At 39.1% G+C, this 21,833-nt stretch carries 35 protein-coding genes; all 35 read left to right on the top strand.

Features of this window, described 5'->3' with window-relative positions:
• The first annotated feature begins 74 nt into the window (after window positions 1–74).
• A complete protein-coding gene (locus tag BK137_RS14155; RefSeq protein WP_038179060.1) occupies window positions 75–836 on the top strand; it encodes an ABC transporter ATP-binding protein in 762 nt (253 codons plus the stop codon).
• Complete coding sequence (locus tag BK137_RS14160) at window positions 826–2,814, top strand: FtsX-like permease family protein (RefSeq protein WP_038179062.1); 1,989 nt, start codon at window positions 826–828, stop codon at window positions 2,812–2,814. Before BK137_RS14155 ends, BK137_RS14160 begins: the two co-directional genes overlap by 11 nt.
• Before the next feature lie 125 nt (window positions 2,815–2,939).
• Window positions 2,940–4,256, top strand: a complete 1,317-nt coding sequence (locus tag BK137_RS14165) for a Na+/H+ antiporter family protein (protein WP_038179064.1) — start codon at window positions 2,940–2,942, stop codon at window positions 4,254–4,256.
• 314 nt (window positions 4,257–4,570) lie between these two features.
• Complete coding sequence (rpsJ, locus tag BK137_RS14170) at window positions 4,571–4,879, top strand: 30S ribosomal protein S10 (RefSeq protein ID WP_004233624.1); 309 nt, start codon at window positions 4,571–4,573, stop codon at window positions 4,877–4,879.
• 47 nt (window positions 4,880–4,926) lie between these two features.
• Window positions 4,927–5,556 carry a 50S ribosomal protein L3 gene (rplC, locus tag BK137_RS14175; RefSeq protein WP_038179068.1) on the top strand — a complete coding sequence of 210 codons (630 nt, stop codon included), beginning with the start codon at window positions 4,927–4,929 and terminating at the stop codon, window positions 5,554–5,556.
• Between the two features lie 26 nt (window positions 5,557–5,582).
• Window positions 5,583–6,206: a 50S ribosomal protein L4 gene (gene rplD / locus BK137_RS14180; RefSeq protein ID WP_038179069.1), complete on the top strand. Its 624-nt coding sequence runs from the start codon at window positions 5,583–5,585 to the stop codon at window positions 6,204–6,206.
• Window positions 6,206–6,487 (top strand): 50S ribosomal protein L23, encoded by a 282-nt coding sequence (gene rplW, locus BK137_RS14185; protein ID WP_038179071.1) that lies wholly within the window; start codon window positions 6,206–6,208, stop codon window positions 6,485–6,487. The genes rplD and rplW overlap by 1 nt, the downstream gene beginning before the upstream one ends.
• Before the next feature lie 41 nt (window positions 6,488–6,528).
• Window positions 6,529–7,359 (top strand): 50S ribosomal protein L2, encoded by an 831-nt coding sequence (rplB, locus tag BK137_RS14190; RefSeq protein ID WP_038179073.1) that lies wholly within the window; start codon window positions 6,529–6,531, stop codon window positions 7,357–7,359.
• A 60-nt stretch (window positions 7,360–7,419) separates the two neighbouring features.
• Entirely contained in the window at window positions 7,420–7,701 is a 282-nt protein-coding gene (gene rpsS / locus BK137_RS14195) for a 30S ribosomal protein S19 (protein WP_038179075.1), read from the top strand.
• A gap of 21 nt (window positions 7,702–7,722) precedes the next feature.
• Window positions 7,723–8,067: a 50S ribosomal protein L22 gene (gene rplV, locus BK137_RS14200; RefSeq protein ID WP_038179077.1), complete on the top strand. Its 345-nt coding sequence runs from the start codon at window positions 7,723–7,725 to the stop codon at window positions 8,065–8,067.
• Between the two features lie 3 nt (window positions 8,068–8,070).
• The gene (gene rpsC / locus BK137_RS14205) at window positions 8,071–8,727 is read left to right on the top strand and encodes a 30S ribosomal protein S3 (protein ID WP_038179079.1); all 657 of its coding nucleotides are present in this window, start codon (window positions 8,071–8,073) and stop codon (window positions 8,725–8,727) included.
• A 1-nt stretch (window position 8,728) separates the two neighbouring features.
• The gene (gene rplP, locus BK137_RS14210; RefSeq protein ID WP_038179080.1) at window positions 8,729–9,163 is read left to right on the top strand and encodes a 50S ribosomal protein L16; all 435 of its coding nucleotides are present in this window, start codon (window positions 8,729–8,731) and stop codon (window positions 9,161–9,163) included.
• A complete protein-coding gene (gene rpmC, locus BK137_RS14215; RefSeq protein WP_038179082.1) occupies window positions 9,153–9,353 on the top strand; it encodes a 50S ribosomal protein L29 in 201 nt (66 codons plus the stop codon). Before rplP ends, rpmC begins: the two co-directional genes overlap by 11 nt.
• A gap of 17 nt (window positions 9,354–9,370) precedes the next feature.
• Complete coding sequence (rpsQ, locus tag BK137_RS14220; RefSeq protein ID WP_038179084.1) at window positions 9,371–9,634, top strand: 30S ribosomal protein S17; 264 nt, start codon at window positions 9,371–9,373, stop codon at window positions 9,632–9,634.
• 42 nt (window positions 9,635–9,676) lie between these two features.
• Window positions 9,677–10,045, top strand: coding sequence for a 50S ribosomal protein L14 (gene rplN, locus BK137_RS14225; protein WP_038179086.1), 369 nt, complete (start codon window positions 9,677–9,679; stop codon window positions 10,043–10,045).
• A 36-nt stretch (window positions 10,046–10,081) separates the two neighbouring features.
• Window positions 10,082–10,393: a 50S ribosomal protein L24 gene (gene rplX, locus BK137_RS14230; RefSeq protein ID WP_038179088.1), complete on the top strand. Its 312-nt coding sequence runs from the start codon at window positions 10,082–10,084 to the stop codon at window positions 10,391–10,393.
• A gap of 26 nt (window positions 10,394–10,419) precedes the next feature.
• Window positions 10,420–10,959, top strand: coding sequence for a 50S ribosomal protein L5 (rplE, locus tag BK137_RS14235; RefSeq protein WP_038179089.1), 540 nt, complete (start codon window positions 10,420–10,422; stop codon window positions 10,957–10,959).
• 21 nt (window positions 10,960–10,980) lie between these two features.
• Window positions 10,981–11,166, top strand: coding sequence for a 30S ribosomal protein S14 (rpsN, locus tag BK137_RS14240; RefSeq protein WP_008406949.1), 186 nt, complete (start codon window positions 10,981–10,983; stop codon window positions 11,164–11,166).
• A 29-nt stretch (window positions 11,167–11,195) separates the two neighbouring features.
• Complete coding sequence (gene rpsH, locus BK137_RS14245) at window positions 11,196–11,594, top strand: 30S ribosomal protein S8 (protein WP_038179093.1); 399 nt, start codon at window positions 11,196–11,198, stop codon at window positions 11,592–11,594.
• Window positions 11,595–11,625: 31 nt separating this feature from the next.
• Window positions 11,626–12,165 (top strand): 50S ribosomal protein L6, encoded by a 540-nt coding sequence (rplF, locus tag BK137_RS14250; protein WP_038179095.1) that lies wholly within the window; start codon window positions 11,626–11,628, stop codon window positions 12,163–12,165.
• Window positions 12,166–12,198: 33 nt separating this feature from the next.
• Complete coding sequence (gene rplR, locus BK137_RS14255) at window positions 12,199–12,558, top strand: 50S ribosomal protein L18 (RefSeq protein WP_038179097.1); 360 nt, start codon at window positions 12,199–12,201, stop codon at window positions 12,556–12,558.
• Between the two features lie 21 nt (window positions 12,559–12,579).
• Window positions 12,580–13,080 (top strand): 30S ribosomal protein S5, encoded by a 501-nt coding sequence (gene rpsE / locus BK137_RS14260; protein ID WP_038179099.1) that lies wholly within the window; start codon window positions 12,580–12,582, stop codon window positions 13,078–13,080.
• Between the two features lie 13 nt (window positions 13,081–13,093).
• On the top strand, window positions 13,094–13,276 hold the full coding sequence (rpmD, locus tag BK137_RS14265) for a 50S ribosomal protein L30 (RefSeq protein ID WP_038179101.1): 183 nt from the start codon (window positions 13,094–13,096) through the stop codon (window positions 13,274–13,276).
• Between the two features lie 33 nt (window positions 13,277–13,309).
• Window positions 13,310–13,750 (top strand): 50S ribosomal protein L15, encoded by a 441-nt coding sequence (gene rplO, locus BK137_RS14270; RefSeq protein ID WP_038179103.1) that lies wholly within the window; start codon window positions 13,310–13,312, stop codon window positions 13,748–13,750.
• Window positions 13,750–15,036 carry a preprotein translocase subunit SecY gene (gene secY / locus BK137_RS14275; RefSeq protein WP_038179104.1) on the top strand — a complete coding sequence of 429 codons (1,287 nt, stop codon included), beginning with the start codon at window positions 13,750–13,752 and terminating at the stop codon, window positions 15,034–15,036. Before rplO ends, secY begins: the two co-directional genes overlap by 1 nt.
• 66 nt (window positions 15,037–15,102) lie before the next feature.
• Complete coding sequence (locus BK137_RS14280; RefSeq protein ID WP_038179106.1) at window positions 15,103–15,756, top strand: adenylate kinase; 654 nt, start codon at window positions 15,103–15,105, stop codon at window positions 15,754–15,756.
• 457 nt (window positions 15,757–16,213) lie between these two features.
• Window positions 16,214–16,432, top strand: a complete 219-nt coding sequence (gene infA, locus BK137_RS14290; protein WP_038179110.1) for a translation initiation factor IF-1 — start codon at window positions 16,214–16,216, stop codon at window positions 16,430–16,432.
• Between the two features lie 37 nt (window positions 16,433–16,469).
• Window positions 16,470–16,583, top strand: a complete 114-nt coding sequence (gene rpmJ / locus BK137_RS14295; protein WP_000868344.1) for a 50S ribosomal protein L36 — start codon at window positions 16,470–16,472, stop codon at window positions 16,581–16,583.
• Window positions 16,584–16,606: 23 nt separating this feature from the next.
• Window positions 16,607–16,972, top strand: coding sequence for a 30S ribosomal protein S13 (gene rpsM, locus BK137_RS14300; protein WP_038179120.1), 366 nt, complete (start codon window positions 16,607–16,609; stop codon window positions 16,970–16,972).
• 25 nt (window positions 16,973–16,997) lie between these two features.
• Window positions 16,998–17,387, top strand: a complete 390-nt coding sequence (gene rpsK / locus BK137_RS14305; RefSeq protein WP_038179122.1) for a 30S ribosomal protein S11 — start codon at window positions 16,998–17,000, stop codon at window positions 17,385–17,387.
• A gap of 140 nt (window positions 17,388–17,527) precedes the next feature.
• A complete protein-coding gene (locus BK137_RS14310) occupies window positions 17,528–18,472 on the top strand; it encodes a DNA-directed RNA polymerase subunit alpha (RefSeq protein WP_038179123.1) in 945 nt (314 codons plus the stop codon).
• A gap of 54 nt (window positions 18,473–18,526) precedes the next feature.
• Entirely contained in the window at window positions 18,527–18,907 is a 381-nt protein-coding gene (gene rplQ / locus BK137_RS14315; protein ID WP_038179125.1) for a 50S ribosomal protein L17, read from the top strand.
• Window positions 18,908–19,327: 420 nt separating this feature from the next.
• Complete coding sequence (locus BK137_RS14320; protein ID WP_038179127.1) at window positions 19,328–20,173, top strand: energy-coupling factor ABC transporter ATP-binding protein; 846 nt, start codon at window positions 19,328–19,330, stop codon at window positions 20,171–20,173.
• Window positions 20,149–21,021 carry an energy-coupling factor ABC transporter ATP-binding protein gene (locus BK137_RS14325; protein ID WP_038179129.1) on the top strand — a complete coding sequence of 291 codons (873 nt, stop codon included), beginning with the start codon at window positions 20,149–20,151 and terminating at the stop codon, window positions 21,019–21,021. Before BK137_RS14320 ends, BK137_RS14325 begins: the two co-directional genes overlap by 25 nt.
• Window positions 21,018–21,815: an energy-coupling factor transporter transmembrane component T family protein gene (locus tag BK137_RS14330; RefSeq protein ID WP_038179130.1), complete on the top strand. Its 798-nt coding sequence runs from the start codon at window positions 21,018–21,020 to the stop codon at window positions 21,813–21,815. Before BK137_RS14325 ends, BK137_RS14330 begins: the two co-directional genes overlap by 4 nt.
• Window positions 21,816–21,833: the final 18 nt, after the last annotated feature.

Here is a 21,833-nt window from a genome sequence, read left to right on the forward strand (position 1 = left end):
TTGTCATGTTAATCAAACGATTCTTTTTTTAAAATTCTATAGAATGGTCATATAAGCGAGAGGGAGGAAATGTAATGGCTATTTTAAAAGCACGTAAAGTTAAAAAAGTATATGGACGTAAATTAACTGCTCAAGAAGTCTTGAAGGGTATTGATATAGAGGTTAATGAAGGAGAATTTGTTGGTATCATGGGTCCATCAGGTTCTGGAAAGACGACTTTGTTAAATGTTCTATGTTCGATCGATAATGCGACGGAAGGTGTCATAGAAATTGACGGTAATGATTTAAGGAAGATGAAAGAGAAAGAACTATCGAAGTTTCGCAGGGAACAATTAGGTTTTATCTTTCAAGACTATAACTTATTAGATACATTAACTGTGAAAGAGAATATATTACTACCTCTATCTATTAGTAAAGTATCGAAATCTGAAGCTGAGAGTCGCTTCAATACATTAACAGATTTATTAGATATACGTGAATTGGCTAATAAATATCCGAATGAAATATCGGGTGGGCAAAAACAAAGGACATCTGCGGCACGTGCCCTCATTTCTAATCCGTCCATCGTTTTTGGGGATGAGCCAACAGGTGCACTAGATTCAAAATCAGCTACAGCTCTTCTAGAAAACTTAGCTACTATTAATGAAAAGCAAAGGGTGACAATTATGATGGTTACCCATGATCCAGTGGCAGCAAGTTTTTGTAGTCGAGTATTGTTCTTGAAAGACGGCCAACTCTATACAGAGCTATATAAAGGTGAAAAAAATCGTAAAATGTTCTTCCAAGAAATTATGAATACGCAAGGTGTCTTAGGCGGTGACGGTTATGACGATTAGTCAACTTGTACTCAGAAGTATGAAAAAGAATATTACACACTATTATTTATACTTTTTTGCGCTGATCTTTAGTGTGACATTGTACTTTTCATTTGTGACTTTGCAATTTAACCCAAGTATTTTAGAAATGACAAAGGAAAGTCCAACAGGTACAGCAGGGTTTAAAGCTGCCTCGGTTATGTTAGTTTTCATTGTGACGTTTTTTGTAATTTACGCAAATCATTTATTTATGAAACGTAGAAGTAAGGAAATTGGTTTATATCAATTGATTGGTATGTCTAAGGGAGTAGTTGTCCGTCTATTATCAATTGAAAATATGCTGTTATGGTCTGGTGCAACGGCTATAGGCGTAAGTATTGGTTTTTTAACATCACGGGTATTTGCAATGATTCTATTAAAGCTAATTACTAAAGAGGCACTTGTGGAAATTGCATTTTCTTCACAGGCACTTTTTCAAACACTTGTTGTTTTCTTAATTTTATTAATAGTAATAACCATTCAAACTATTTTCGTGATTCGTCGTTCAACTTTACTTGATTTGTTTTCTGCAAGTAAAAAGGGTGATACGCGTGTGAAACGTTTTGGATTGTTTCAAATGTTATTAGGTCTAGTAGGCTTAGTATTAATTACCTTTGGATATTATAAATCAGCACATTTATTTGATTTTGATTCCGCCACTATTAATCAGTTAGTAATAAAGATGATTATAATATTGGCTTCCACTATTACAGGGACTTTCTTCGTTTTCCGTTTTTCAGTATCTTTAATTATGAATATTATTCGTAAAGGAAAGAAAGGGCACTTATCATTAACTGACGTATTGGCATTAACGCCTATTATGCATCGTATGAAAGGGAATGCGAAGTCTTTAACGCTTATTACAGTAATGACTGCTGTTGCTTTAGCTATTATGTCCTTGTCTTATATTGCGTATTACTCAGCAGGTGCAAGTGCTAAGCAATATGTTCCATTTGATGTCATAACTTTAAATGAACAAAATAAAATGTTTGAAGAACACCTAAGCAATGAAAATATAATCTATAAAAAATATGAGTTTTCCTTGTTGAATGTAGATATTGATATTTCAAGCTTGATGAAGAAACCTATATCTAGTGATATTAAAGAAAATATACGACTTGATTCCATAGTGACAAAGTTAAGCGATATGAAGAAAGTCTACCCTAAAGCTAGTTTAAAAGAGGGTGAAGCTTATCTAGTAGGATATAGCGGTATGCTTGCAGAATTAATGCCTCTAGAAGTTGGTAAGTCTATGACTGTGCATACAACAGAAGGCAAATCAAAACTAAAAATGATCGGACTTGAAAAGGCGGGTATTATTACAAGTCAACTTTCATATGGTAGTGCAGCTATTGTTGTAACAGACCAATATTTCGATAAGTTATCAACAGATTCCGAAATTCAGAAGAACTCCATTTGGTATGAGCAAGAAGGTTACTCATTTGAAGAAAAAGATTTGGAGAAGGTTCAAGGAATATATATAAAGACAACCAATGGTGGGAAATTCACTACAAAGGATACAAAGGGGAAAGAAAAACAATTTTTTGCATGGACTCAGGAAGGTAATAAAACTGATGCATTAGAATTATGGGGTAATGTCATTTTCATTACAGCATTCCTCGGTCTCGCATTCTTACTGGCAACGGGCAGTGTTTTATACTTCAAGCAAATGTCCGATGCAGAAGATGAAAGAGAGTCTTATACAGTTCTTCGTAAAATCGGCTTTACGAAGTCAGAGATTATGAAGGGAATTTATATGAAGCAAGCTTTTAACTTCGGTGTACCACTTCTAATCGGGTTACTACACAGTTATTTTGCGGTTAAATCAGGCTGGATGCTATTTGGTACAGAGTTAACAACACCATTAATTCTGACAATGAGTATTTACGCGTTACTTTATTCGGTATTTGCATTGTTGTCTGTTACGTATTACCGCAAAGTTGTAAATGAAAGTTTATAATTACAGAAAAAATCCCATGTAGAGTATTACTTTATGTGGGATTTTTTTATTGACATTAATAATTAATCTACTTATAATTACTTTATCGAACTAGAGAACTAGAGTATGAAAGTGAAGTGTGAATTATGAATGCAGTAATTATAGCGATAGCTGTCATGTTGATATTAAGCTTATTACGTATAAATGTTGTTCTTTCACTTGTATTAGGTGCGTTTGCAGGTGGCCTAACAAGTGGTATGGGAATTTCTAAAACTGTAGAAACATTTACAGAAGGGTTAGGTGCAGGGGCAACAATAGCTTTGAGTTACGGATTATTAGGTGGTTTTGCAATCGCCATTTCAAAAACAGGAATTCCAGAGTTAATGATTGCTTCGATTCTGAAACTTTTAAATAAAAACGGTGCAAGCAATAAACAAGGATTAGTGAAGGCTTTAATCTTCTTTTTAATTTTTGCAATGGCCGTATTCTCTCAAAACTTAATTCCGATTCATATAGCATTTATTCCGTTATTAATTCCGCCAATTTTGAAAATCCTAAATATGCTTGAAGTAGATCGCCGAATTATCTCAACAATTATTGCAGTTGGTTTAGTGGGCACATATAGTTTTGTACCTTCAGGATTCGGTTCTATTTTCCAAGAGATTATAGCGACTCAAGTAACGAAGGCTGGCATGGAAGTATCCGTAAGTGATGTTCCTATTGCAATGGCTATTCCGGTGTTAGGTATGCTTATTGGTTTAGTTGTTGCATTATTCTTCTATCGTAAACCTCGACGCTACGAAGAAGCGGGTGTTGAAACATCTCCTTTAGAACTAAAGGTTAGCAAAAGAGTGATTATTTCAACTATCATTGCATTAATTGCAGCTCTCTATACACAGATTACAACTGATTCTATGATTGTTGGTGCATTTGCAGGTATTACCATTATGTACGTTACTGGAGCTTTAAAATGGAGAGAAGCGGATGAAGTTTTAACAGATGGAATGCGCATGATGTCATTTATCGGATTTGTTATGATTGCAGCAAACGGCTTTGCATCTGTTATAAATGCAACAGGAGATATAGATAGCCTTATTAACAGTTCATTAAGTATTTTAGAAGGTAATACTAGCTTAGCGGTATTGGTAATGCTAATTATTGGTTTAATCGTGACGATGGGGATAGGTTCATCTTTTGCAACAATTCCAATTATAGCGACGTTATTTGTACCGTTATCTGTTGAACTAGGATTAAGTCCATTAGCGATTATGTGTTTGATTGGAACAGCAGGTGCTTTAGGAGATGCTGGATCGCCTGCATCAGATACGACACTCGGACCAACTGCGGGTCTAAATGTTGACGGTCAGCACAATCATATTTGGGATACATGTGTACCAACATTTATCTTCGTAAATATTCCACTCATCATCTTTGGCTGGATTGCTTGTGTATTTTTCTTATAATAGTAAGGATGCAATTCGAATTGAATTGCATCCTTTTTTATTACATATAATTTGCAATATAGCTGTATTTTTTATATACTTGGAATCTGCTGAAGAGCAAAAGATGAGGATAACATAGAATAAACGTGACATTGAAAAGAGTTTAGCAAAAAGACTTGCTTATTCTTTTTTTTATGTGTATAATATCAAATGTTGGTCTTCGACTGCGATGAAGCGGGAGGTTGCCGACACACCCGGCCGCATTGCCATGGCGCGTGTGACGGAGAAATTTCCGTGGAGAATGTCTAGGAAATAGGCGAAAAGGAGGGAAAATAATGGCAAAACAAAAGATCCGTATCCGTTTGAAAGCATATGATCATAGAATTCTTGATCAATCTGCTGAGAAAATTGTGGAAACTGCTAAACGTTCAGGTGCAAGTGTATCAGGTCCGATTCCACTTCCAACTGAAAAATCGGTGTACACAATTCTGCGTGCCGTGCATAAGTACAAAGATTCTCGTGAGCAATTCGAGATGCGTACTCATAAACGTCTGATCGATATCGTTAACCCAACACCACAAACTGTTGACGCGTTAATGAAACTTGATTTACCATCTGGCGTTGATATTGAAATCAAACTTTAATGGTAAAAATGAAAATAGAAAAACAATAATCACAGGAGGTGTGACAAATGACCAAAGGAATCTTAGGTAGAAAAATCGGTATGACGCAAGTTTTTGCTGAGAACGGTGATTTAATTCCTGTAACTGTAGTTGAAGCTACTCCAAACGTAGTTCTTCAAAAGAAATCAGTTGATACAGATGGTTACGAAGCGATCCAAATCGGTTTCGAAGATAAGCGTGAAAAGCTTTCTAACAAACCTGAAAAAGGACACGTAGCTAAAGCAAGCACTGCTCCTAAGCGCTTCATCCGCGAAATCCGCGATGTAAACTTAGCTGAGTACGAGGTTGGTCAAGAAGTCAAAGTTGAAATTTTCGCAGAAGGCGATGTAGTAGATGTAACAGGTGTTACTAAGGGTAAAGGTTTCCAAGGTGTTATTAAACGCCACGGACAATCTCGTGGTCCTATGTCCCACGGTTCTCGTTACCACCGTCGTCCTGGTTCAATGGGTCCAGTTGCTCCGAACCGCGTATTCAAACAAAAGAAATTACCTGGTCAAATGGGTGGCGGAGTTGTTACAATCCAAAACTTAGAAATCGTAAAAGTTGACGTTGAACGCAACTTACTACTTATTAAAGGTAATGTTCCTGGTTCTCGTAAAGCATTAGTAACAGTAAAAGCTGCTATTAAAGCTAACTAACTTACCGAAGAAAGGAGGAAACAGGAATGACAAAAGTATCTTTGCTTAGTCAAACGGGTTCTTCTGTTGGTGAAATCGAATTAAACGATGCAATCTTCGGAATTGAACCAAACCAAAACGTGTTATTCGACGCAGTAATCGCTCAACGCGCTTCATTACGTCAAGGTAACCATAAAGTAAAAAACCGTTCTGAAGTTGCTGGTGGTGGTCGTAAACCATGGAAGCAAAAAGGAACAGGCCGTGCTCGTCAAGGTTCTATTCGCTCTCCACAATGGCGTGGTGGTGGTGTAGTATTCGGTCCAGTACCTCGTAGCTATAGCTACAAACTACCGAAAAAAGTACGTCGTTTAGCTCTTAAATCAGCTCTATCTGCTAAAGTATTAGAAACTAATTTCTTAGTATTAGATGCTCTTAAACTAGACGCACCAAAAACTAAAGATTTCGTAAAAGTTCTTAAAGATCTTTCAATCGAATCTAAAGCATTATTCGTAACTGCTAATTTAGATGAAAACGTAGCATTATCTGCTCGTAACATCCAAGGCGTTACTGTTGTACCAGCTGCTGGTATTAACGTTCTTGATCTTTTAGGTCACGAAAAAGTAGTTTTCACTAAAGCTGCTGTAGAAAAAGTTGAGGAGGTGCTTGGTTAATGGAAGCACGTGATATTTTAAAACGTCCTGTCATTACTGAGCGTTCTTCAGAACTAATGGCAGAAAACAAATATACATTTGAAGTTGACACTCGTGCCAACAAAACTGAAGTTAAAGACGCTGTTGAATCTATCTTTGGTGTTAAAGTTGAGAAAGTAAACATCATGAACTACAAAGGTAAATACAAACGCGTAGGTAAATTCGGTGGTTATACAAACAAACGCCGTAAAGCAATCGTTAAATTAGTTGCTGGCAACGAAATCGAATTATTCGAAATGTAATTTTCGTTCATAATTGAACAATAAAGAAGGAGGGAACTCAAATGGCGATTAAAAAGTATAAGCCTACCTCAAATGGTCGTCGTAACATGACGTCATCTGACTTTGCTGAAATCACAACTAACAAGCCTGAGAAATCATTGTTAGAGCCGACTAAACGCAAAGCTGGTCGTAATAACCAAGGTAAAATCACTGTTCGTCATAATGGTGGTGGCCATAAACGCCAATATCGTGTCATCGATTTCAAACGTTTGAAAGATGGCATTCCAGGACGCGTTGCTACTATCGAATATGATCCAAACCGTTCTGCAAACATCGCATTAATTAATTATGCAGATGGTGAAAAACGCTACATCCTAGCACCTAAAGGTCTAGTTGTAGGAATGACAATTATTTCAGGTGCAGATGTTGATATTAAAGTAGGTAACGCGTTACCACTTGAAAATATTCCAATGGGTACTACAATCCATAACATCGAAATGAAACCTGGTAAAGGTGGACAATTAGTACGTTCTGCTGGTACATCAGCTCAAATCCTTGGTAAAGAGGGTAAATACGTAATAGTTCGTCTTCAATCTGGCGAAGTTCGCATGATTCTTGCTACTTGCCGTGCTACAATCGGTCAAGTTGGTAACGAACAACACGAATTAATCAACATCGGTAAAGCAGGTCGTACTCGTTGGTTAGGCAAACGCCCAACTGTACGTGGATCTGTAATGAACCCGAACGATCACCCACACGGTGGTGGTGAAGGACGTTCTCCAATCGGACGTAAATCACCAATGACACCATGGGGTAAACCAGCTCTTGGTTATAAAACTCGTAACAAGAAAAACAAATCCGACAAACTTATCATTCGTCGTCGTAAAAAATAAAGTGATTAGACTGCGGTTCGTTGAAAGAACCGTAGTGGGATCACGGAGGGAGGCTCCAATATGGGTCGCAGCTTGAAAAAAGGACCTTTTGTAGATGACCACTTAATGAAAAAAGTGGAAGCACAAGAGGCTTCTGAGAAAAAACAAGTTATCAAGACTTGGTCTCGCCGTTCTACTATCTTCCCGAACTTTATCGGACTAACTATCGCTGTATATGATGGACGTAAACATGTTCCTGTATACGTGACTGAAGATATGGTAGGTCATAAACTAGGTGAGTTCGCACCAACACGCACATATAAAGGTCATGGTGCAGATGATAAGAAAACATCAGTACGCTAATATGAGGGGAGGTAAATCCTGATGCAAGAAGCTAAAGCTATTGCTCGCACAGTTCGCATTGCTCCTCGTAAAGTCCGCTTAGTGGTTGATTTAATCCGAGGCAAGCAAATTGGCGAAGCGGTTGCAATTTTACGTCACACTCCAAGAGCAGCGTCTCCTGTAGTTGAAAAAGTACTAAAATCTGCAGTTGCAAATGCTGAACATAACTATGATTTAGATGTAAATAACCTAGTTATTTCAGAAGTATTCGTTGATGAAGGTCCAACGTTAAAACGTTTCCGTCCACGCGCACAAGGACGTGCAAGCGCAATTAACAAACGTACAAGCCACATTACTCTAGTGGTATCTGAGAAGAAGGAGGGATAATACGTGGGTCAAAAAGTACATCCAATAGGATTACGTGTTGGTGTCATTCGTGATTGGGAATCTAGATGGTACGCTGAAAAAGAGTACGCTACTTTACTTCATGAAGACATTAAAGTACGTAAATACATTGAAACAAGCTTAAAAGAAGCTTCAGTTTCTAAAGTAGAAATCGAACGCGCTGCAAACCGTGTTAATATTACAATTCACACTGCGAAACCAGGTATGGTTATTGGTAAGGGCGGTACTGAAGTGGAATCACTTCGTAAAAACCTTGGCAAAATCACTGGTAAACGCGTTCACATCAATATTGTTGAAATCAAACGTGCGGATCTTGACGCTAAATTGGTTGCAGAAAACATTGCTCGCCAATTAGAAAACCGTGTATCATTCCGTCGTGCACAAAAACAAACTATTCAACGCACAATGCGTGCAGGCGCTAAAGGGATTAAAACTCAAGTATCTGGTCGTCTAGGCGGCGCTGATATTGCGCGTGCTGAACATTATAGTGAAGGAACTGTTCCGCTTCATACTCTTCGTGCTGACATTGATTATGCTCATGCAGAAGCTGACACTACTTATGGTAAATTAGGTGTTAAAGTATGGATCTACCGCGGTGAAGTCCTTCCAGTGAAGAAGAACTCTGAGGAAGGAGGCAAATAATATGTTATTGCCAAAACGCGTAAAATACCGTCGTGTACACCGCGGAAAAATGCGTGGAGAAGCGAAAGGCGGTAAAGAAATTGCATTCGGCGAATTCGGTTTACAAGCAACTGAAGCTAGCTGGATCACTAACCGTCAAATCGAAGCTGCACGTATCGCGATGACTCGTTACATGAAACGTGGCGGTAAAGTTTGGATTAAAATCTTCCCACATAAACCATATACGAAAAAGCCTCTAGAAGTGCGTATGGGTTCAGGTAAAGGTGCTCCTGAAGGATGGGTAGCAGTAGTTAAACCAGGAAAAATTATGTTCGAAATCGGAGGCGTTTCTGAGGAAATCTCTCGTGAAGCACTTCGTTTAGCATCTCATAAGCTTCCTGTGAAATGTAAGATCGTTAAACGTGAAGAAATTGGTGGTGAATCTAATGAAAGCTAATGAAATCCGTGAACTTACAACAGCAGAAATCGAAACTAAAGTAAAATCACTGAAAGAAGAGCTTTTTAACCTTCGCTTCCAATTGGCGACTGGTCAATTAGAAAACACAGCTCGCATCCGCGAAGTACGCAAAGCAATTGCGCGTATGAAAACTGTGATTCGTGAAAGAGAAATCAGTGCAAATAACTGATAAAGGAGGTTTGCAGCATGACTGAGCGTAACCAACGCAAAGTTTACACTGGCCGCGTAGTTTCAGATAAAATGGATAAAACTATCTCAGTTTTAATTGAAACTCACAAAAAGCATAAGCTTTATGGCAAACGTGTAAAATACTCTAAGAAATTCAAGGCGCATGATGAAAACAACGAAGCAAAAGTTGGAGATATCGTCCGCATTATGGAAACTCGTCCGCTATCAGCTACTAAACGTTTCCGTTTGGTTGAAGTAGTAGAAAAAGCGGTTATTATCTAATTAAATTTCGGAACTAACAACGTCCGAAGGGAGGTAACCTAAGTGATCCAACAAGAAACCCGTTTAAAAGTTGCTGACAACTCAGGTGCGAAAGAAGTATTAACTATCAAAGTACTTGGTGGTTCTGGACGTAAAACTGCGAACATCGGTGATGTAATCGTATGTACTGTCAAGAAAGCAACACCAGGTGGCGTTGTCAAGAAGGGTGAAGTAGTTAAAGCTGTAATCGTTCGTACGAAAAGCGGCGTTCGTCGTAAAGACGGTACTTACATCAAATTCGATGAGAACGCATGTGTAATCATCAAAGATGACAAATCACCACGCGGAACTCGTATTTTCGGACCTGTAGCACGTGAATTACGTGACAACAGCTTCATGAAAATCGTATCTTTAGCTCCGGAAGTTCTTTAATTTTCATGAAAGTGCCAATCAAGGAGGTGCGACAGAATGCATGTTAAAAAAGGCGACAAGGTAAAGGTTATTTCAGGTAAAGAAAAAGGCAAAACAGGTGTAATTCTTGCTGCTTTCCCTAAAAATGATCGTGTACTAGTTGAAGGTGTAAACATCGTCAAAAAACACGTGAAACCTAACCAAGTTAACCCACAAGGTGGAATTGTCAGCCAAGAGGCAGCAATTCACGTTTCGAACGTAATGCTAATCGATCCAAAATCTGGCGAGCCGACTCGCGTAGGTTATAAAATCGAAGATGGCAAAAAAGTTCGTGTAGCAAAAAAATCAGGTGCAGTAATCGATAAATAAGTTATAGAGAAGGGAGGTACAAACACATGAGCCGCCTAAAAGAAAAATTTGTAAACGAGGTTTCACCTGCTCTTATGAGCAAGTTTGAATATACATCAGTTATGCAAGTTCCTAAAGTTGACAAAATCGTTATTAACATGGGTGTTGGTGACGCAGTTCAAAACTCTAAAGTTCTTGACTCAGCTGTTGAAGAATTAGCATTAATTACAGGTCAAAAACCTGTTATTACTAAAGCTAAAAAATCTATCGCAGGTTTCCGTCTTCGTGAAGGAATGCCAATCGGTGCGAAAGTTACATTACGCGGTGAGCGTATGTATGACTTCTTGGATAAACTAATCGCTGTTTCTCTTCCACGTGTACGTGACTTCCGTGGTGTTTCTAAAAAAGCATTTGACGGTCGCGGTAACTATACTCTTGGTATTAAAGAGCAATTAATCTTCCCAGAAATCGACTACGATAAAGTTTCTAAAGTACGCGGTATGGATATCGTTATCGTAACTACTGCGAACTCTGATGAAGAAGCTCGCGAGTTACTAACTCAATTCGGTATGCCGTTCCAAAAGTAATAAAACAAGGAGGGCGAAAACGTGGCTAAAAAATCAATGATCGTTAAACAACAACGCACGCAAAAGTTTAAAGTGCAAGAATACACTCGTTGTGAACGCTGTGGGCGTCCACACTCTGTATACCGCAAATTTAAACTTTGCCGTATTTGTTTCCGAGAACTTGCATATAAGGGACAAATTCCTGGCGTGAAAAAAGCCAGCTGGTAATCCCCTAATTTGGGAAGGAGGTAAATGTAATGACAATGACAGATCCGATTGCAGATATGCTTACACGCATTCGTAATGCTAACATGGTCCGTCACGAGAAATTAGAGGTTCCGGCTTCTAATATCAAAAAAGAGATCGCTGAAATTCTTAAGCGTGAAGGTTTTGTACGTGACGTTGAGTATGTAGAAGATGACAAACAAGGTATCATCCGTATCTTCTTAAAATATGGCCAAGAAAACGAACGTGTTATTACAGGATTAAAACGTATTTCTAAACCAGGTTTACGCGTTTATGCGAAAACTAACGAAGTACCTAAAGTGTTGAACGGACTAGGAATCGCTTTAGTTTCAACTTCAAACGGTTTATTAACTGATAAAGAAGCTCGCGCTAAACAAGTTGGCGGAGAAATCTTAGCTTACGTTTGGTAATTAGCAACAAAAGAATGGAGGTGCAACATAAATGTCTCGCGTAGGTAAAAAACCAATCGAGGTACCTGCTACTGTAACTGTAACTGTCGCTGCTGACAACACAGTAACTGTTAAAGGACCAAAAGGTGAACTTGTTCGCTCTTTTAACAAAGATATGAAAATTGAACAAGAAGGTAACGTGATTACAGTATCTCGTCCTTCTGAGTCAAAAGACCACCGTACTAACCATGGTACAACTCGTGCTCTTTTAGCAAACATGATTACTGGTGTTTCTGAAGGATTTGAACGTGCACTTGAATTAGTTGGTGTAGGTTACCGTGCTCAATTACAAGGAACTAAACTTGTATTGAACGTAGGTTACTCACATCCTGTTGAGTTCACACCTGAAGAGGGAGTAACTGTAGAAGTTCCTTCAAACACTAAAGTTATCGTTAAAGGGATTAGCAAAGAACGTGTTGGAGCACTTGCTTCTAACATTCGTCAAGTGCGTCCACCAGAGCCTTATAAAGGTAAAGGGATCCGTTATGAAGGCGAATTCGTTCGTCGTAAAGAAGGTAAAACAGGTAAATAATGCTGCTTAAAGCATTAGAAAGGAGTGACCTCTGTGATTACGAAACAAGATAAGAATCAAGTTCGTAAAAAACGTCATGCGCGCGTGCGTTCTAAAATTACTGGTACTGCTGAATGTCCACGTTTAAACGTATTCCGTTCAAACAAACACATTTACGCACAAATTATCGATGATTCTAAAGGCCTAACACTAGTAAGTGCTTCAACTATGGATAAAGAGTTTGAAGGAACTGCTGGTAATTTAGAAGCTGCTACAAAAATCGGTGAAACTATCGCTAAAGGCGCTGCGGAAAAAAACATCAAAGCTGTTGTATTTGACCGTGGTGGTTACTTATATCATGGACGTGTTAAAGCTTTAGCTGAAGCTGCACGTGCAAATGGTTTAGAATTTTAATAAGAAGGAGGTACACATTTCATGAGTCGCATTGACGCAAACAAACTAGAACTTGAAGAACGCGTTGTTACGATCAACCGCGTTGCTAAAGTTGTTAAAGGTGGACGTCGTTTCCGCTTCACTGCACTAGTAGTGGTTGGAGACCGTAATGGCCATGTTGGTTTCGGTACAGGTAAAGCTCAGGAAGTACCTGATGCAATTCGCAAAGCAGTAGAAGATGCGAAGAAAAACTTGATCGAAGTTCCACGTGTTGGTGGTACAACACCACACTTAATCATGGGTCGCTTCGGTGCAGGTAACATCATGATTAAACCTGCTGCTCCTGGTACAGGAGTTATCGCTGGTGGACCAGTTCGTGCTGTATTAGAGCTTGCTGGTATCACTGATATTCTTTCAAAATCACTTGGTTCAAATACGCCAATTAACATGGTTCGCGCTACTGTTAGAGGTTTATCTGAACTTAAACATGCTGAAGAAGTTGCAAAACTTCGCGGTAAATCAGTAGAAGAACTATTAGGTTAAGGGGGGAAATAATATGTCAACTAAACTACAAATTACCCTTACTAAAAGTTTAATCGGTACTAAACCTGCTCAACGTAAAACAATCGAAGCGCTTGGCTTACGTAAAGTAAATCATACTGTTGAACATCCAGATAATGTGGCTGTTCGCGGTGCGATCACAAAAGTAGCACATTTAGTTACTGTTACAGAGATTTAATTCAAAAATCAATAACAAGGAGGTGCCACCCAAATGAAACTTCATGAGTTAGAACCAGCTTTAGGTTCACGTAAAGAACGTAACCGCGTAGGTCGTGGTATCGGTTCTGGTAACGGTAAAACTTCTGGTAGAGGGCATAAAGGTCAAAAAGCTCGTTCTGGCGGCGGCGTTCGTCCAGGATTTGAAGGCGGTCAAAACCCATTGTTCCGTCGTTTACCTAAACGTGGATTTACGAACATTAATCGTAAAGAATACGCTATCGTAAACCTTGACGCTTTAAATCGTTTTGAAGACGGCACAGAAGTAACACCAGCTTTATTAATTGAAACTGGTGTTGTGAGCAACGAGAAAGCTGGAATCAAAGTTCTAGGTAATGGAACTCTTGAGAAAAAGCTTACTGTTAAAGCTCATAAATTCTCAGGTTCTGCTAAAGAAGCAATTGAGAATGCTGGCGGACAAATCGAGGTGATTTAATGTTTCAAACAATCTCTAACTTTATGCGCGTGAGAGATATTAGAAATAAAATCATTTTCACTCTTTTGATGTTGGTCGTATTCCGTCTTGGAACGTTTATACCGGTACCAAACGTCGACGCTAATGTATTAAAAGCCACTGATCAATATAGTTTAGTTGGTTTCTTAAATACATTTGGTGGGGGAGCTTTGTCAAACTTCTCGATTTTTGCTATGGGTATAATGCCATACATTACGGCTTCAATTATAGTTCAGCTATTGCAAATGGATGTTGTCCAAAAGTTCACCGAGTGGTCAAAACAAGGTGAAGTTGGTCGACGTAAAATCGCTCAATTTACACGTTACTTCGCAATTATCCTTGCATTTATTCAATCAATCGCAATGTCTTACGGTTTTAACCGTATGTACGGCGGTTCATTGATTAAAGATGAGGGTGTTATGACGTACTTAACAATTGCGATTGTGTTAACTGCTGGTACTGCATTTTTACTTTGGTTAGGTGAGCAAATTACTGAAAAAGGTGTTGGGAATGGTATTTCCATTATCATCTTCGCAGGTATCGTAGCTGCATTGCCAAACACTGTGAATCAAATTTATGCTTCACAATTCGAGAATGCGGGAGAGCAATTATTCATCCGTATAATCGTGATGGCTCTTATTGTATTGGCCGCTCTTGCGATTGTTGTAGGTGTCATTTACGTTCAACAAGCGTTGCGTAAAATTCCTATTCAATATGCAAAACGTGCTGGTGCTCAAAGAGGTGCACAACAATCTCATTTACCATTGAAAGTAAATGCGGCTGGGGTTATCCCAGTAATCTTTGCTGTTGCGTTTATCGTAACGCCAAGAACAATTGCAACTTTCTTTGGAGATAATAAAGCAACTCAGTTCATTGAAAGAACGTTCGATTATTCTCAACCAGTTGGGATGATCATTTATGTAGCGTTAATTGTTGCGTTTGCATATTTCTATGCGTTCGTTCAAGTGAATCCTGAAAAAGTTGCAGATAATTTGAAAAAGCAAGGTGCCTATATCCCGGGTATTCGCCCAGGTAAAAGCACTCAAGATTATCTAACAACTGTTTTATATCGCTTAACGTTTGTAGGTGCGATCTTCTTGTCGCTTGTTGCGATTCTTCCAATCATTTTCATTAATGTTGCGAAGCTTCCATCGTCGGCACAAATTGGCGGTACTAGTCTACTAATCGTTGTCGGTGTTGCACTGGAAACGATGAAACAATTAGAATCACAACTTGTGAAACGCCACTACAAAGGTTTCATGAAATAATGTTGGTTTCTAGGGACGATTTTCGTTCCTTGAACCTTCACAATAACTTGAGGGGGCTCTCTCCGTATGAATATCGTTTTGATGGGTTTGCCTGGTGCTGGTAAAGGCACTCAAGCAGATAAAATTGTTGAGAAGTACGCAATCCCTCATATTTCTACAGGCGATATGTTCCGTGCAGCTATTAAAGGTGGTACGGAATTAGGTCTTTTAGCGAAATCGTTTATTGATAAAGGTGCACTTGTACCAGATGAAGTAACGATTGGTATCGTTCGCGAGCGCTTAAGCCAACCTGATTGTGATCAAGGCTTCCTACTAGATGGTTTTCCACGTACTATTGAACAAGCTGATGCGTTAGATAATATTTTATCTGATCTTGGTAAGAAAATAGAATATGTAGTAAATATTCAAGTAGAACAAGAAGAGTTGATTAAACGTTTAACAGGTCGTCGTATCTGTAAAGTATGTGGCTCTGCTTATCACTTAGTGTTTAATCCTTCTAAAGAGGAAGGCATTTGTGATAAAGACGGAGGAGAACTTTATCAAAGAGCTGACGATAATCCAGAAACGGTTTCTAATCGCCTGGAAGTGAATATCAAACAAACACAACCTTTACTTGATTTTTATCAAGATAAAAACGTGTTAACAAATATCAACGGACAGCAAGATATCTCAGATGTTTTTGCTGACGTAGATGCTCTATTACAGGGCAGCCGCAACTAATACCCGAATCCCGGGTGCAGATAACTGCCTCCGCGGGGAGTATGCGGTAGCAACGGAAATGTATTTTCGAGAGCTGCAAAAGCATATTGTGCCCGGTCTATGCACTGATGAATTAGATGTATCGGTATACGGGATACCCTTTGTCCTTGATGCAATCATAGTTCTGAAAGGGTATAATGGGTTTCGTGGAAGCATCTGTGCAAACGGGTATGGAAGGATCTTATCCAAGGCAATTCCGGATGGTCATGTTGACATGAGGGAAACAAGGTTCAAACGGAAAGTCAATTCCATGGGTTGTAAGAAGCGAAACCTGATGAGCGTCTTTCGAACATCTCTCATACAATCCAAACATATGTTGAGACGAGTCGTTTCTTTCATGAAAGAAAAAAACTTGAAGCAAATTCCGTTTGATTTGAAGATGGGAACCTGAATTGCATATAGAAGGGAGACAGGGTCGATGGCGAAAGACGATGTAATTGAAATCGAAGGCACAGTTGTTGAGACTTTGCCAAACGCGATGTTTAAGGTAGAATTAGAAAATGGTCATACAGTTCTTGCTCATGTATCGGGCAAAATTCGTATGCACTTTATTCGCATCTTGCCTGGAGATAAAGTAACTATTGAGTTATCTCCATATGACTTAACTCGCGGTCGTATCACATACCGTTTTAAATAATCTTTTGCACTCCGGACCACTAAGGAGGTTAGGTTAGATGAAAGTGAGACCATCTGTGAAACCGATCTGCGAAAAATGTAAAGTTATTCGCCGACGCGGTAAAGTAATGGTAATCTGTGAAAATCCTAAACACAAACAAAAACAAGGTTAATTTGAAGGAGGTGCACAACGTATATGGCACGTATTGCTGGTGTTGACATTCCTCGCGACAAACGCGTTGTAATTTCATTAACTTACATTTACGGAGTAGGTAACACTACTGCTAAGCAAGTTCTTGCTGGAGCAGGTGTTTCTGAAAGTACTCGAGTTCGCGATCTTACTGAAGACGAACTTAACAAAATCCGTGAACAATTAGACACTTATAAATTAGAAGGTGATCTTCGTCGTGAGATCTCTCTTAACATTAAACGCTTGATGGAAATCGGATCTTTCCGTGGTATCCGTCACCGTCGCGGTTTACCTGTTCGCGGTCAAAATACGAAGAACAATGCGCGTACGCGTAAAGGTCCTCGTAAAACTGTAGCGAACAAGAAAAAATAATCGGTAAAGGAGGTTTCTTCTTAACATGGCACGTAAACAACAATCTCGTAAACGTCGTGTGAAAAAGAATATCGAATCTGGTATTGCTCACATCCGTTCTACATTTAATAATACAATTGTAACCATCACTGACATGCAAGGTAACGCTGTTTCTTGGTCAAGTGCAGGTGCTTTAGGATTCCGTGGTTCTCGTAAATCAACTCCTTTTGCTGCACAAATGGCTGCTGAAACTGCTGCTAAAACATCAATCGAGCATGGTTTAAAAACTTTAGAAGTAACTGTTAAGGGTCCTGGTGCAGGTCGTGAAGCTGCTATTCGTGCACTTCAATCTGCAGGTTTAGACGTTACAGCAATTAAAGATGTAACTCCAGTTCCACATAACGGTTGCCGCCCACCAAAACGTCGTCGTGTATAATTGATGAATCTCAATCTATTGATTGAGAATCTCATTTCTTGTACAAACTGAATTGTGCAGACACATGATTGATTAGACATTCGATTTTATGTAGGAAATAAAAATCATACATTCGATGTTTTGAAGGAGGGTAAATTTGAATGATCGAAATTGAAAAACCAAAGATTGAAACCGTTGAGATCAGCGATGATGCCAAATACGGCAAGTTTGTTGTAGAACCACTTGAACGTGGATATGGAAACACTTTGGGAAATTCTTTACGTCGTATCCTTCTGTCTTCTTTACCAGGAGCTGCTGTTACTTCAATCCAAATTGACGGCGTACTACACGAATTCTCTACTATTGAGGGCGTTGTAGAAGATGTTGCATCAATTATTTTGAACATTAAAAAGCTAGCTTTAAAAATCTATTCTGATGAAGAAAAAGTCATTGAAATAGATTTCAAAGGTGACGGAGTAGTAACTGCTGCGGATATTACGCATGACAGTGACGTTGAAGTGTTAAACCCAGATCTATATATTGCAACTATTGCTAAAAATGGTCATCTTCGTATGCGTATGTATGCGCAACGTGGACGTGGTTACACTCCTGCTGATCAAAACAAACGCGAGGATCTTCCAATTGGCGTGATCCCGATCGACTCTATTTACACTCCAGTTTCACGCGTCAACTTCCAAGTAGAAAACACTCGTGTTGGACAATCGTCTGATTTCGATAAACTTTCTCTTGATGTATGGACAGATGGTAGCATCGGTCCTAAAGAGGCGATTTCGCTCGGAGCAAAAATATTAACCGAGCACTTAAATATCTTCGTTGGTTTAACAGACGAGGCACAAACTGCTGAAATCATGGTTGAAAAAGAAGAAGACCAAAAAGAAAAAGTCTTAGAGATGACTATCGAAGAGCTTGATCTTTCTGTGCGTTCTTACAACTGTTTAAAACGAGCAGGTATCAACACTGTTCTTGAACTTGCTAACAAGTCTGAGGACGACATGATGAAAGTTCGTAACCTAGGACGTAAATCATTAGAAGAAGTAAAAGCGAAGTTAGAAGAGCTTGGTTTAGGGTTACGCGAAGAAGACTAAGCGAACTTTTATATAAAAGACTGATCAGTTATTGAACAAAGGAGGGAAACATCCATGGGTTACAGAAAACTTGGACGTACAAGTTCTCAACGTAAAGCGATGTTACGCGATTTAGCTACTGACTTAATCATCAATGAGCGCATTGAAACAACAGAAACTCGTGCTAAAGAATTACGTTCGGTTGTTGAGAAAATGATTACTTTAGGCAAACGCGGAGACTTGCATGCTCGTCGTCAAGCAGCTACATTTATTCGTCGTGAATTAGCTACTACAACTGACGCTGAAGGCAATGAATCAACAGTTTACGCTTTGCAAAAATTGTTCGATGATGTAGCACCACGCTACGCTGAACGCCAAGGCGGTTATACACGCATTATGAAAATGGGACCTCGCCGCGGTGACGGTGCGCCTGTAGTTGTGATTGAACTAGTTTAATCATACGATGCGGAGGAGGGTGTTTGGTTCATAGCTATTTGAACTGCACCCTCTTTTTTTAAAAATTAGAATTAAGATTTATACGACAAATTTAAAAGCAGAGTGTTATGATGAGCGGACATAAGTGCCGTCTCGTTTAGCTCTACGCACCTCATTCACTCTTAAGGTCTGAGCAACTTTAAGAACGGAGATACGAAACAAAGCGCATTTCTCTGAATGGGGTGCGCGCTTTTTTATTTAATTTGGAAGAGCCCTAGCTCATGTCCACTAAATATTAGCAATGAAGAGAATCGACTTTCGCCGTTATAAGCAAAAGTCGTATTTTTCTAATCTAGAATCTTTTCAGCTAGTATTCATACATAAAACAGTGTAAGTTAGAGAGAACAGCGGAGCGAAGTTGAGCGAGAGGAGTTTGAGCATATGGATGAAATCTTATCACTGGAACACATCACATTTACATATTCCCCGGATGAACCGGATATTAAGAACGCGGTTGAAGACGTGTCATTTACTGTGCATGAGGGCGAATGGATTGCGATTGTTGGTCACAACGGATCTGGCAAATCAACTATCGCGCGCCTTATGAACGGCTTATTGTTCCCACAAGAAGGAACGATTAAGGTTTTGAATCAGTCATTAACAGAAGAAAATCTTTGGGATATAAGATCTCAAATGGGTATGGTATTCCAAAATCCTGATAATCAGTTTGTTGGAGCGACTGTACAGGATGATGTTGCTTTCGCACTTGAAAACAACGGTATACCATATGAAGAAATGGTTAAACGTGTACATGAGGCATTGAAACAGGTAAAGATGGATCAGTTTTTAAATCATGAGCCACAGCATCTATCAGGTGGTCAAAAGCAACGTGTGGCAATTGCAGGTGCACTTGCACTAAAACCGAGATTACTGATTTTGGATGAAGCGACATCAATGCTCGATCCTCAAGGTCGTGCTGAAGTACTTGCTACTGTACAAGCATTACGTGAAGAGACTGGTTTAACGGTCCTATCAATTACACATGATTTAGAAGAAGCTATATTAGCTGATCGTATGTTATTTATGAATGGTGGCAAGAAATTTGCTGAAGGAACACCATCTGAAATTTTCGCTTTAGGCGACCAATTAGTAGAGCTTGGATTAGATTTACCATTTGCTATGAAGCTAACAAAGCTTTTGAAACAAAATGGTGTAAAGCTTCTAGGCGAGCACATGACAGAAGAAGAGCTGGTGAATGACTTATGGACATCCAACTTCAAAAAGTAAGTTATGCTTATGCACAGGGAACGCCATTTGAAAAGAGAGCGTTATTTGATGTTGAATTGGCTATTCCTTCAGGTAGCTATCAAGCAATTATAGGTCATACAGGATCAGGGAAGTCTACGATTTTACAGCATCTAAATGCCCTTTTAAAACCTACAGAAGGTACTATACAAATCGGAGACAAGACTATTACAGCTGGTAAAAAGACGAAGGATTTAAAACCGGTTCGTCAAAAAGTAGGGATTGTATTTCAGTTTCCCGAACATCAGTTATTTGAAGAAACGGTTTTAAAAGATATTATTTTCGGTCCGATGAACTTTGGTATCTCTGAAGACGAAGCGACAAAACGTGCGCAGCAACTAATCGAGCTCGTAGGTTTACCACTTACGGTACTTGATAAATCACCATTTGATTTATCTGGTGGTCAAATGCGAAGAGTTGCTATTGCAGGGGTACTTGCTATGGAACCGGAAGTAATTGTCCTTGATGAGCCAACCGCTGGACTTGATCCTCGAGGTCGTAAAGAAATTATGGATTTATTCCTACAACTACACAAGGAAAGAAATTTAACGACAATCCTTGTGACACATAGTATGGAAGATGCGGCACGTTATGCAGATCGAATTGCAATAATGCATGAAGGGAAATGTGTATTAACAGGAAATCCAGAAGAAATCTTCGGTAATGCTAAGCAATTGGCAGCTTATCGACTAGAGCCTCCACGTATTGTACGTTTCCAGAGAGAATTTGAAGAGAAGGTCGGTCGCAAGTTACCAACGCTTTGTCTAACGGAAGAAGAGCTCGCATCAGCGATTGCGGAAGCTGTTCGAGAGGAGCGTGCGGGTCAATGATGGAGAAAATGATTTTTGGCCGCTTTATGCCAGGGGATTCCTTCGTGCATAAATTAGATCCTCGCTCGAAATTATTATTTGTATTCGCATTTATCATTATCGTATTTTTAGCGAACAATCCTGTGACGTATGCAGCTCTCTTTGTGTTTACACTACTTGTTATTTTTGTTTCGCGGATTAAATTATACTTCTTAATAAATGGCTTGAAGCCGGTTATTATATTAATGGCATTTACATTCTTACTTCATATTTTCTTCACGAAGGAAGGTGAACTGCTTTATCACTGGAAGTTTATCAGTATATATGAAGAAGGTTTGAAGCAAGGTATTTTCATTTCTATTAGATTTTTAGTATTAGTCTTTATGACATCCATTTTGACGCTAACAACTTCACCGATTTCAATTACAGATGGATTAGAAGTTCTATTGAATCCATTCAAAAAATTAAAATTACCTGTACATGAGTTAGCTCTAATGATGTCAATATCGCTTCGCTTCATCCCTACACTAATGGATGAGACAGATAAGATTATGAAGGCACAAATGGCGCGTGGATCTGATCTTAGTACAGGACCAATTAAAGAACGTGTTAAAGCCGTAGTACCATTGTTAGTACCACTCTTCGTTAGTGCATTTAAGCGTGCGGAGGATTTGGCAACAGCAATGGAAGTACGTGGTTATCGAGGCGGAGAAGGACGGACACGCTATCGCCAGCTGAAGTGGGATAGTAAGGATACATTAGCGATCCTGTTACTTGTAGCTATGACAGCATTATTAATAATCCTTCGTAGTTAATGAATGAGGAGACTGCAT

Source organism: Viridibacillus arenosi (assembly GCF_001955655.1).
Taxonomy (GTDB): Bacteria; Bacillota; Bacilli; order Bacillales_A; family Planococcaceae; genus Viridibacillus; species Viridibacillus arenosi.

Excerpts from the sequence above, each read along its gene's own strand:
- BK137_RS14155 (WP_038179060.1), top strand. The coding sequence starts at position 75 with ATGGCTATTTTAAAAGCACGTAAAGTTAAAAAAGTATATGGACGTAAA.
- BK137_RS14160 (WP_038179062.1), top strand. The coding sequence starts at position 826 with ATGACGATTAGTCAACTTGTACTCAGAAGTATGAAAAAGAATATTACA.
- BK137_RS14165 (WP_038179064.1), top strand. The coding sequence starts at position 2,940 with ATGAATGCAGTAATTATAGCGATAGCTGTCATGTTGATATTAAGCTTA.
- rpsJ (WP_004233624.1), top strand. The coding sequence starts at position 4,571 with ATGGCAAAACAAAAGATCCGTATCCGTTTGAAAGCATATGATCATAGA.
- rplC (WP_038179068.1), top strand. The coding sequence starts at position 4,927 with ATGACCAAAGGAATCTTAGGTAGAAAAATCGGTATGACGCAAGTTTTT.
- rplD (WP_038179069.1), top strand. The coding sequence starts at position 5,583 with ATGACAAAAGTATCTTTGCTTAGTCAAACGGGTTCTTCTGTTGGTGAA.
- rplW (WP_038179071.1), top strand. The coding sequence starts at position 6,206 with ATGGAAGCACGTGATATTTTAAAACGTCCTGTCATTACTGAGCGTTCT.
- rplB (WP_038179073.1), top strand. The coding sequence starts at position 6,529 with ATGGCGATTAAAAAGTATAAGCCTACCTCAAATGGTCGTCGTAACATG.
- rpsS (WP_038179075.1), top strand. The coding sequence starts at position 7,420 with ATGGGTCGCAGCTTGAAAAAAGGACCTTTTGTAGATGACCACTTAATG.
- rplV (WP_038179077.1), top strand. The coding sequence starts at position 7,723 with ATGCAAGAAGCTAAAGCTATTGCTCGCACAGTTCGCATTGCTCCTCGT.
- rplP (WP_038179080.1), top strand. The coding sequence starts at position 8,729 with ATGTTATTGCCAAAACGCGTAAAATACCGTCGTGTACACCGCGGAAAA.
- rpmC (WP_038179082.1), top strand. The coding sequence starts at position 9,153 with ATGAAAGCTAATGAAATCCGTGAACTTACAACAGCAGAAATCGAAACT.
- rpsQ (WP_038179084.1), top strand. The coding sequence starts at position 9,371 with ATGACTGAGCGTAACCAACGCAAAGTTTACACTGGCCGCGTAGTTTCA.
- rplX (WP_038179088.1), top strand. The coding sequence starts at position 10,082 with ATGCATGTTAAAAAAGGCGACAAGGTAAAGGTTATTTCAGGTAAAGAA.
- rplE (WP_038179089.1), top strand. The coding sequence starts at position 10,420 with ATGAGCCGCCTAAAAGAAAAATTTGTAAACGAGGTTTCACCTGCTCTT.
- rpsH (WP_038179093.1), top strand. The coding sequence starts at position 11,196 with ATGACAATGACAGATCCGATTGCAGATATGCTTACACGCATTCGTAAT.
- rplF (WP_038179095.1), top strand. The coding sequence starts at position 11,626 with ATGTCTCGCGTAGGTAAAAAACCAATCGAGGTACCTGCTACTGTAACT.
- rpsE (WP_038179099.1), top strand. The coding sequence starts at position 12,580 with ATGAGTCGCATTGACGCAAACAAACTAGAACTTGAAGAACGCGTTGTT.
- rpmD (WP_038179101.1), top strand. The coding sequence starts at position 13,094 with ATGTCAACTAAACTACAAATTACCCTTACTAAAAGTTTAATCGGTACT.
- rplO (WP_038179103.1), top strand. The coding sequence starts at position 13,310 with ATGAAACTTCATGAGTTAGAACCAGCTTTAGGTTCACGTAAAGAACGT.
- secY (WP_038179104.1), top strand. The coding sequence starts at position 13,750 with ATGTTTCAAACAATCTCTAACTTTATGCGCGTGAGAGATATTAGAAAT.
- BK137_RS14280 (WP_038179106.1), top strand. The coding sequence starts at position 15,103 with ATGAATATCGTTTTGATGGGTTTGCCTGGTGCTGGTAAAGGCACTCAA.
- infA (WP_038179110.1), top strand. The coding sequence starts at position 16,214 with ATGGCGAAAGACGATGTAATTGAAATCGAAGGCACAGTTGTTGAGACT.
- rpmJ (WP_000868344.1), top strand. The coding sequence starts at position 16,470 with ATGAAAGTGAGACCATCTGTGAAACCGATCTGCGAAAAATGTAAAGTT.
- rpsM (WP_038179120.1), top strand. The coding sequence starts at position 16,607 with ATGGCACGTATTGCTGGTGTTGACATTCCTCGCGACAAACGCGTTGTA.
- rpsK (WP_038179122.1), top strand. The coding sequence starts at position 16,998 with ATGGCACGTAAACAACAATCTCGTAAACGTCGTGTGAAAAAGAATATC.
- BK137_RS14310 (WP_038179123.1), top strand. The coding sequence starts at position 17,528 with ATGATCGAAATTGAAAAACCAAAGATTGAAACCGTTGAGATCAGCGAT.
- rplQ (WP_038179125.1), top strand. The coding sequence starts at position 18,527 with ATGGGTTACAGAAAACTTGGACGTACAAGTTCTCAACGTAAAGCGATG.
- BK137_RS14320 (WP_038179127.1), top strand. The coding sequence starts at position 19,328 with ATGGATGAAATCTTATCACTGGAACACATCACATTTACATATTCCCCG.
- BK137_RS14325 (WP_038179129.1), top strand. The coding sequence starts at position 20,149 with ATGGACATCCAACTTCAAAAAGTAAGTTATGCTTATGCACAGGGAACG.
- BK137_RS14330 (WP_038179130.1), top strand. The coding sequence starts at position 21,018 with ATGATGGAGAAAATGATTTTTGGCCGCTTTATGCCAGGGGATTCCTTC.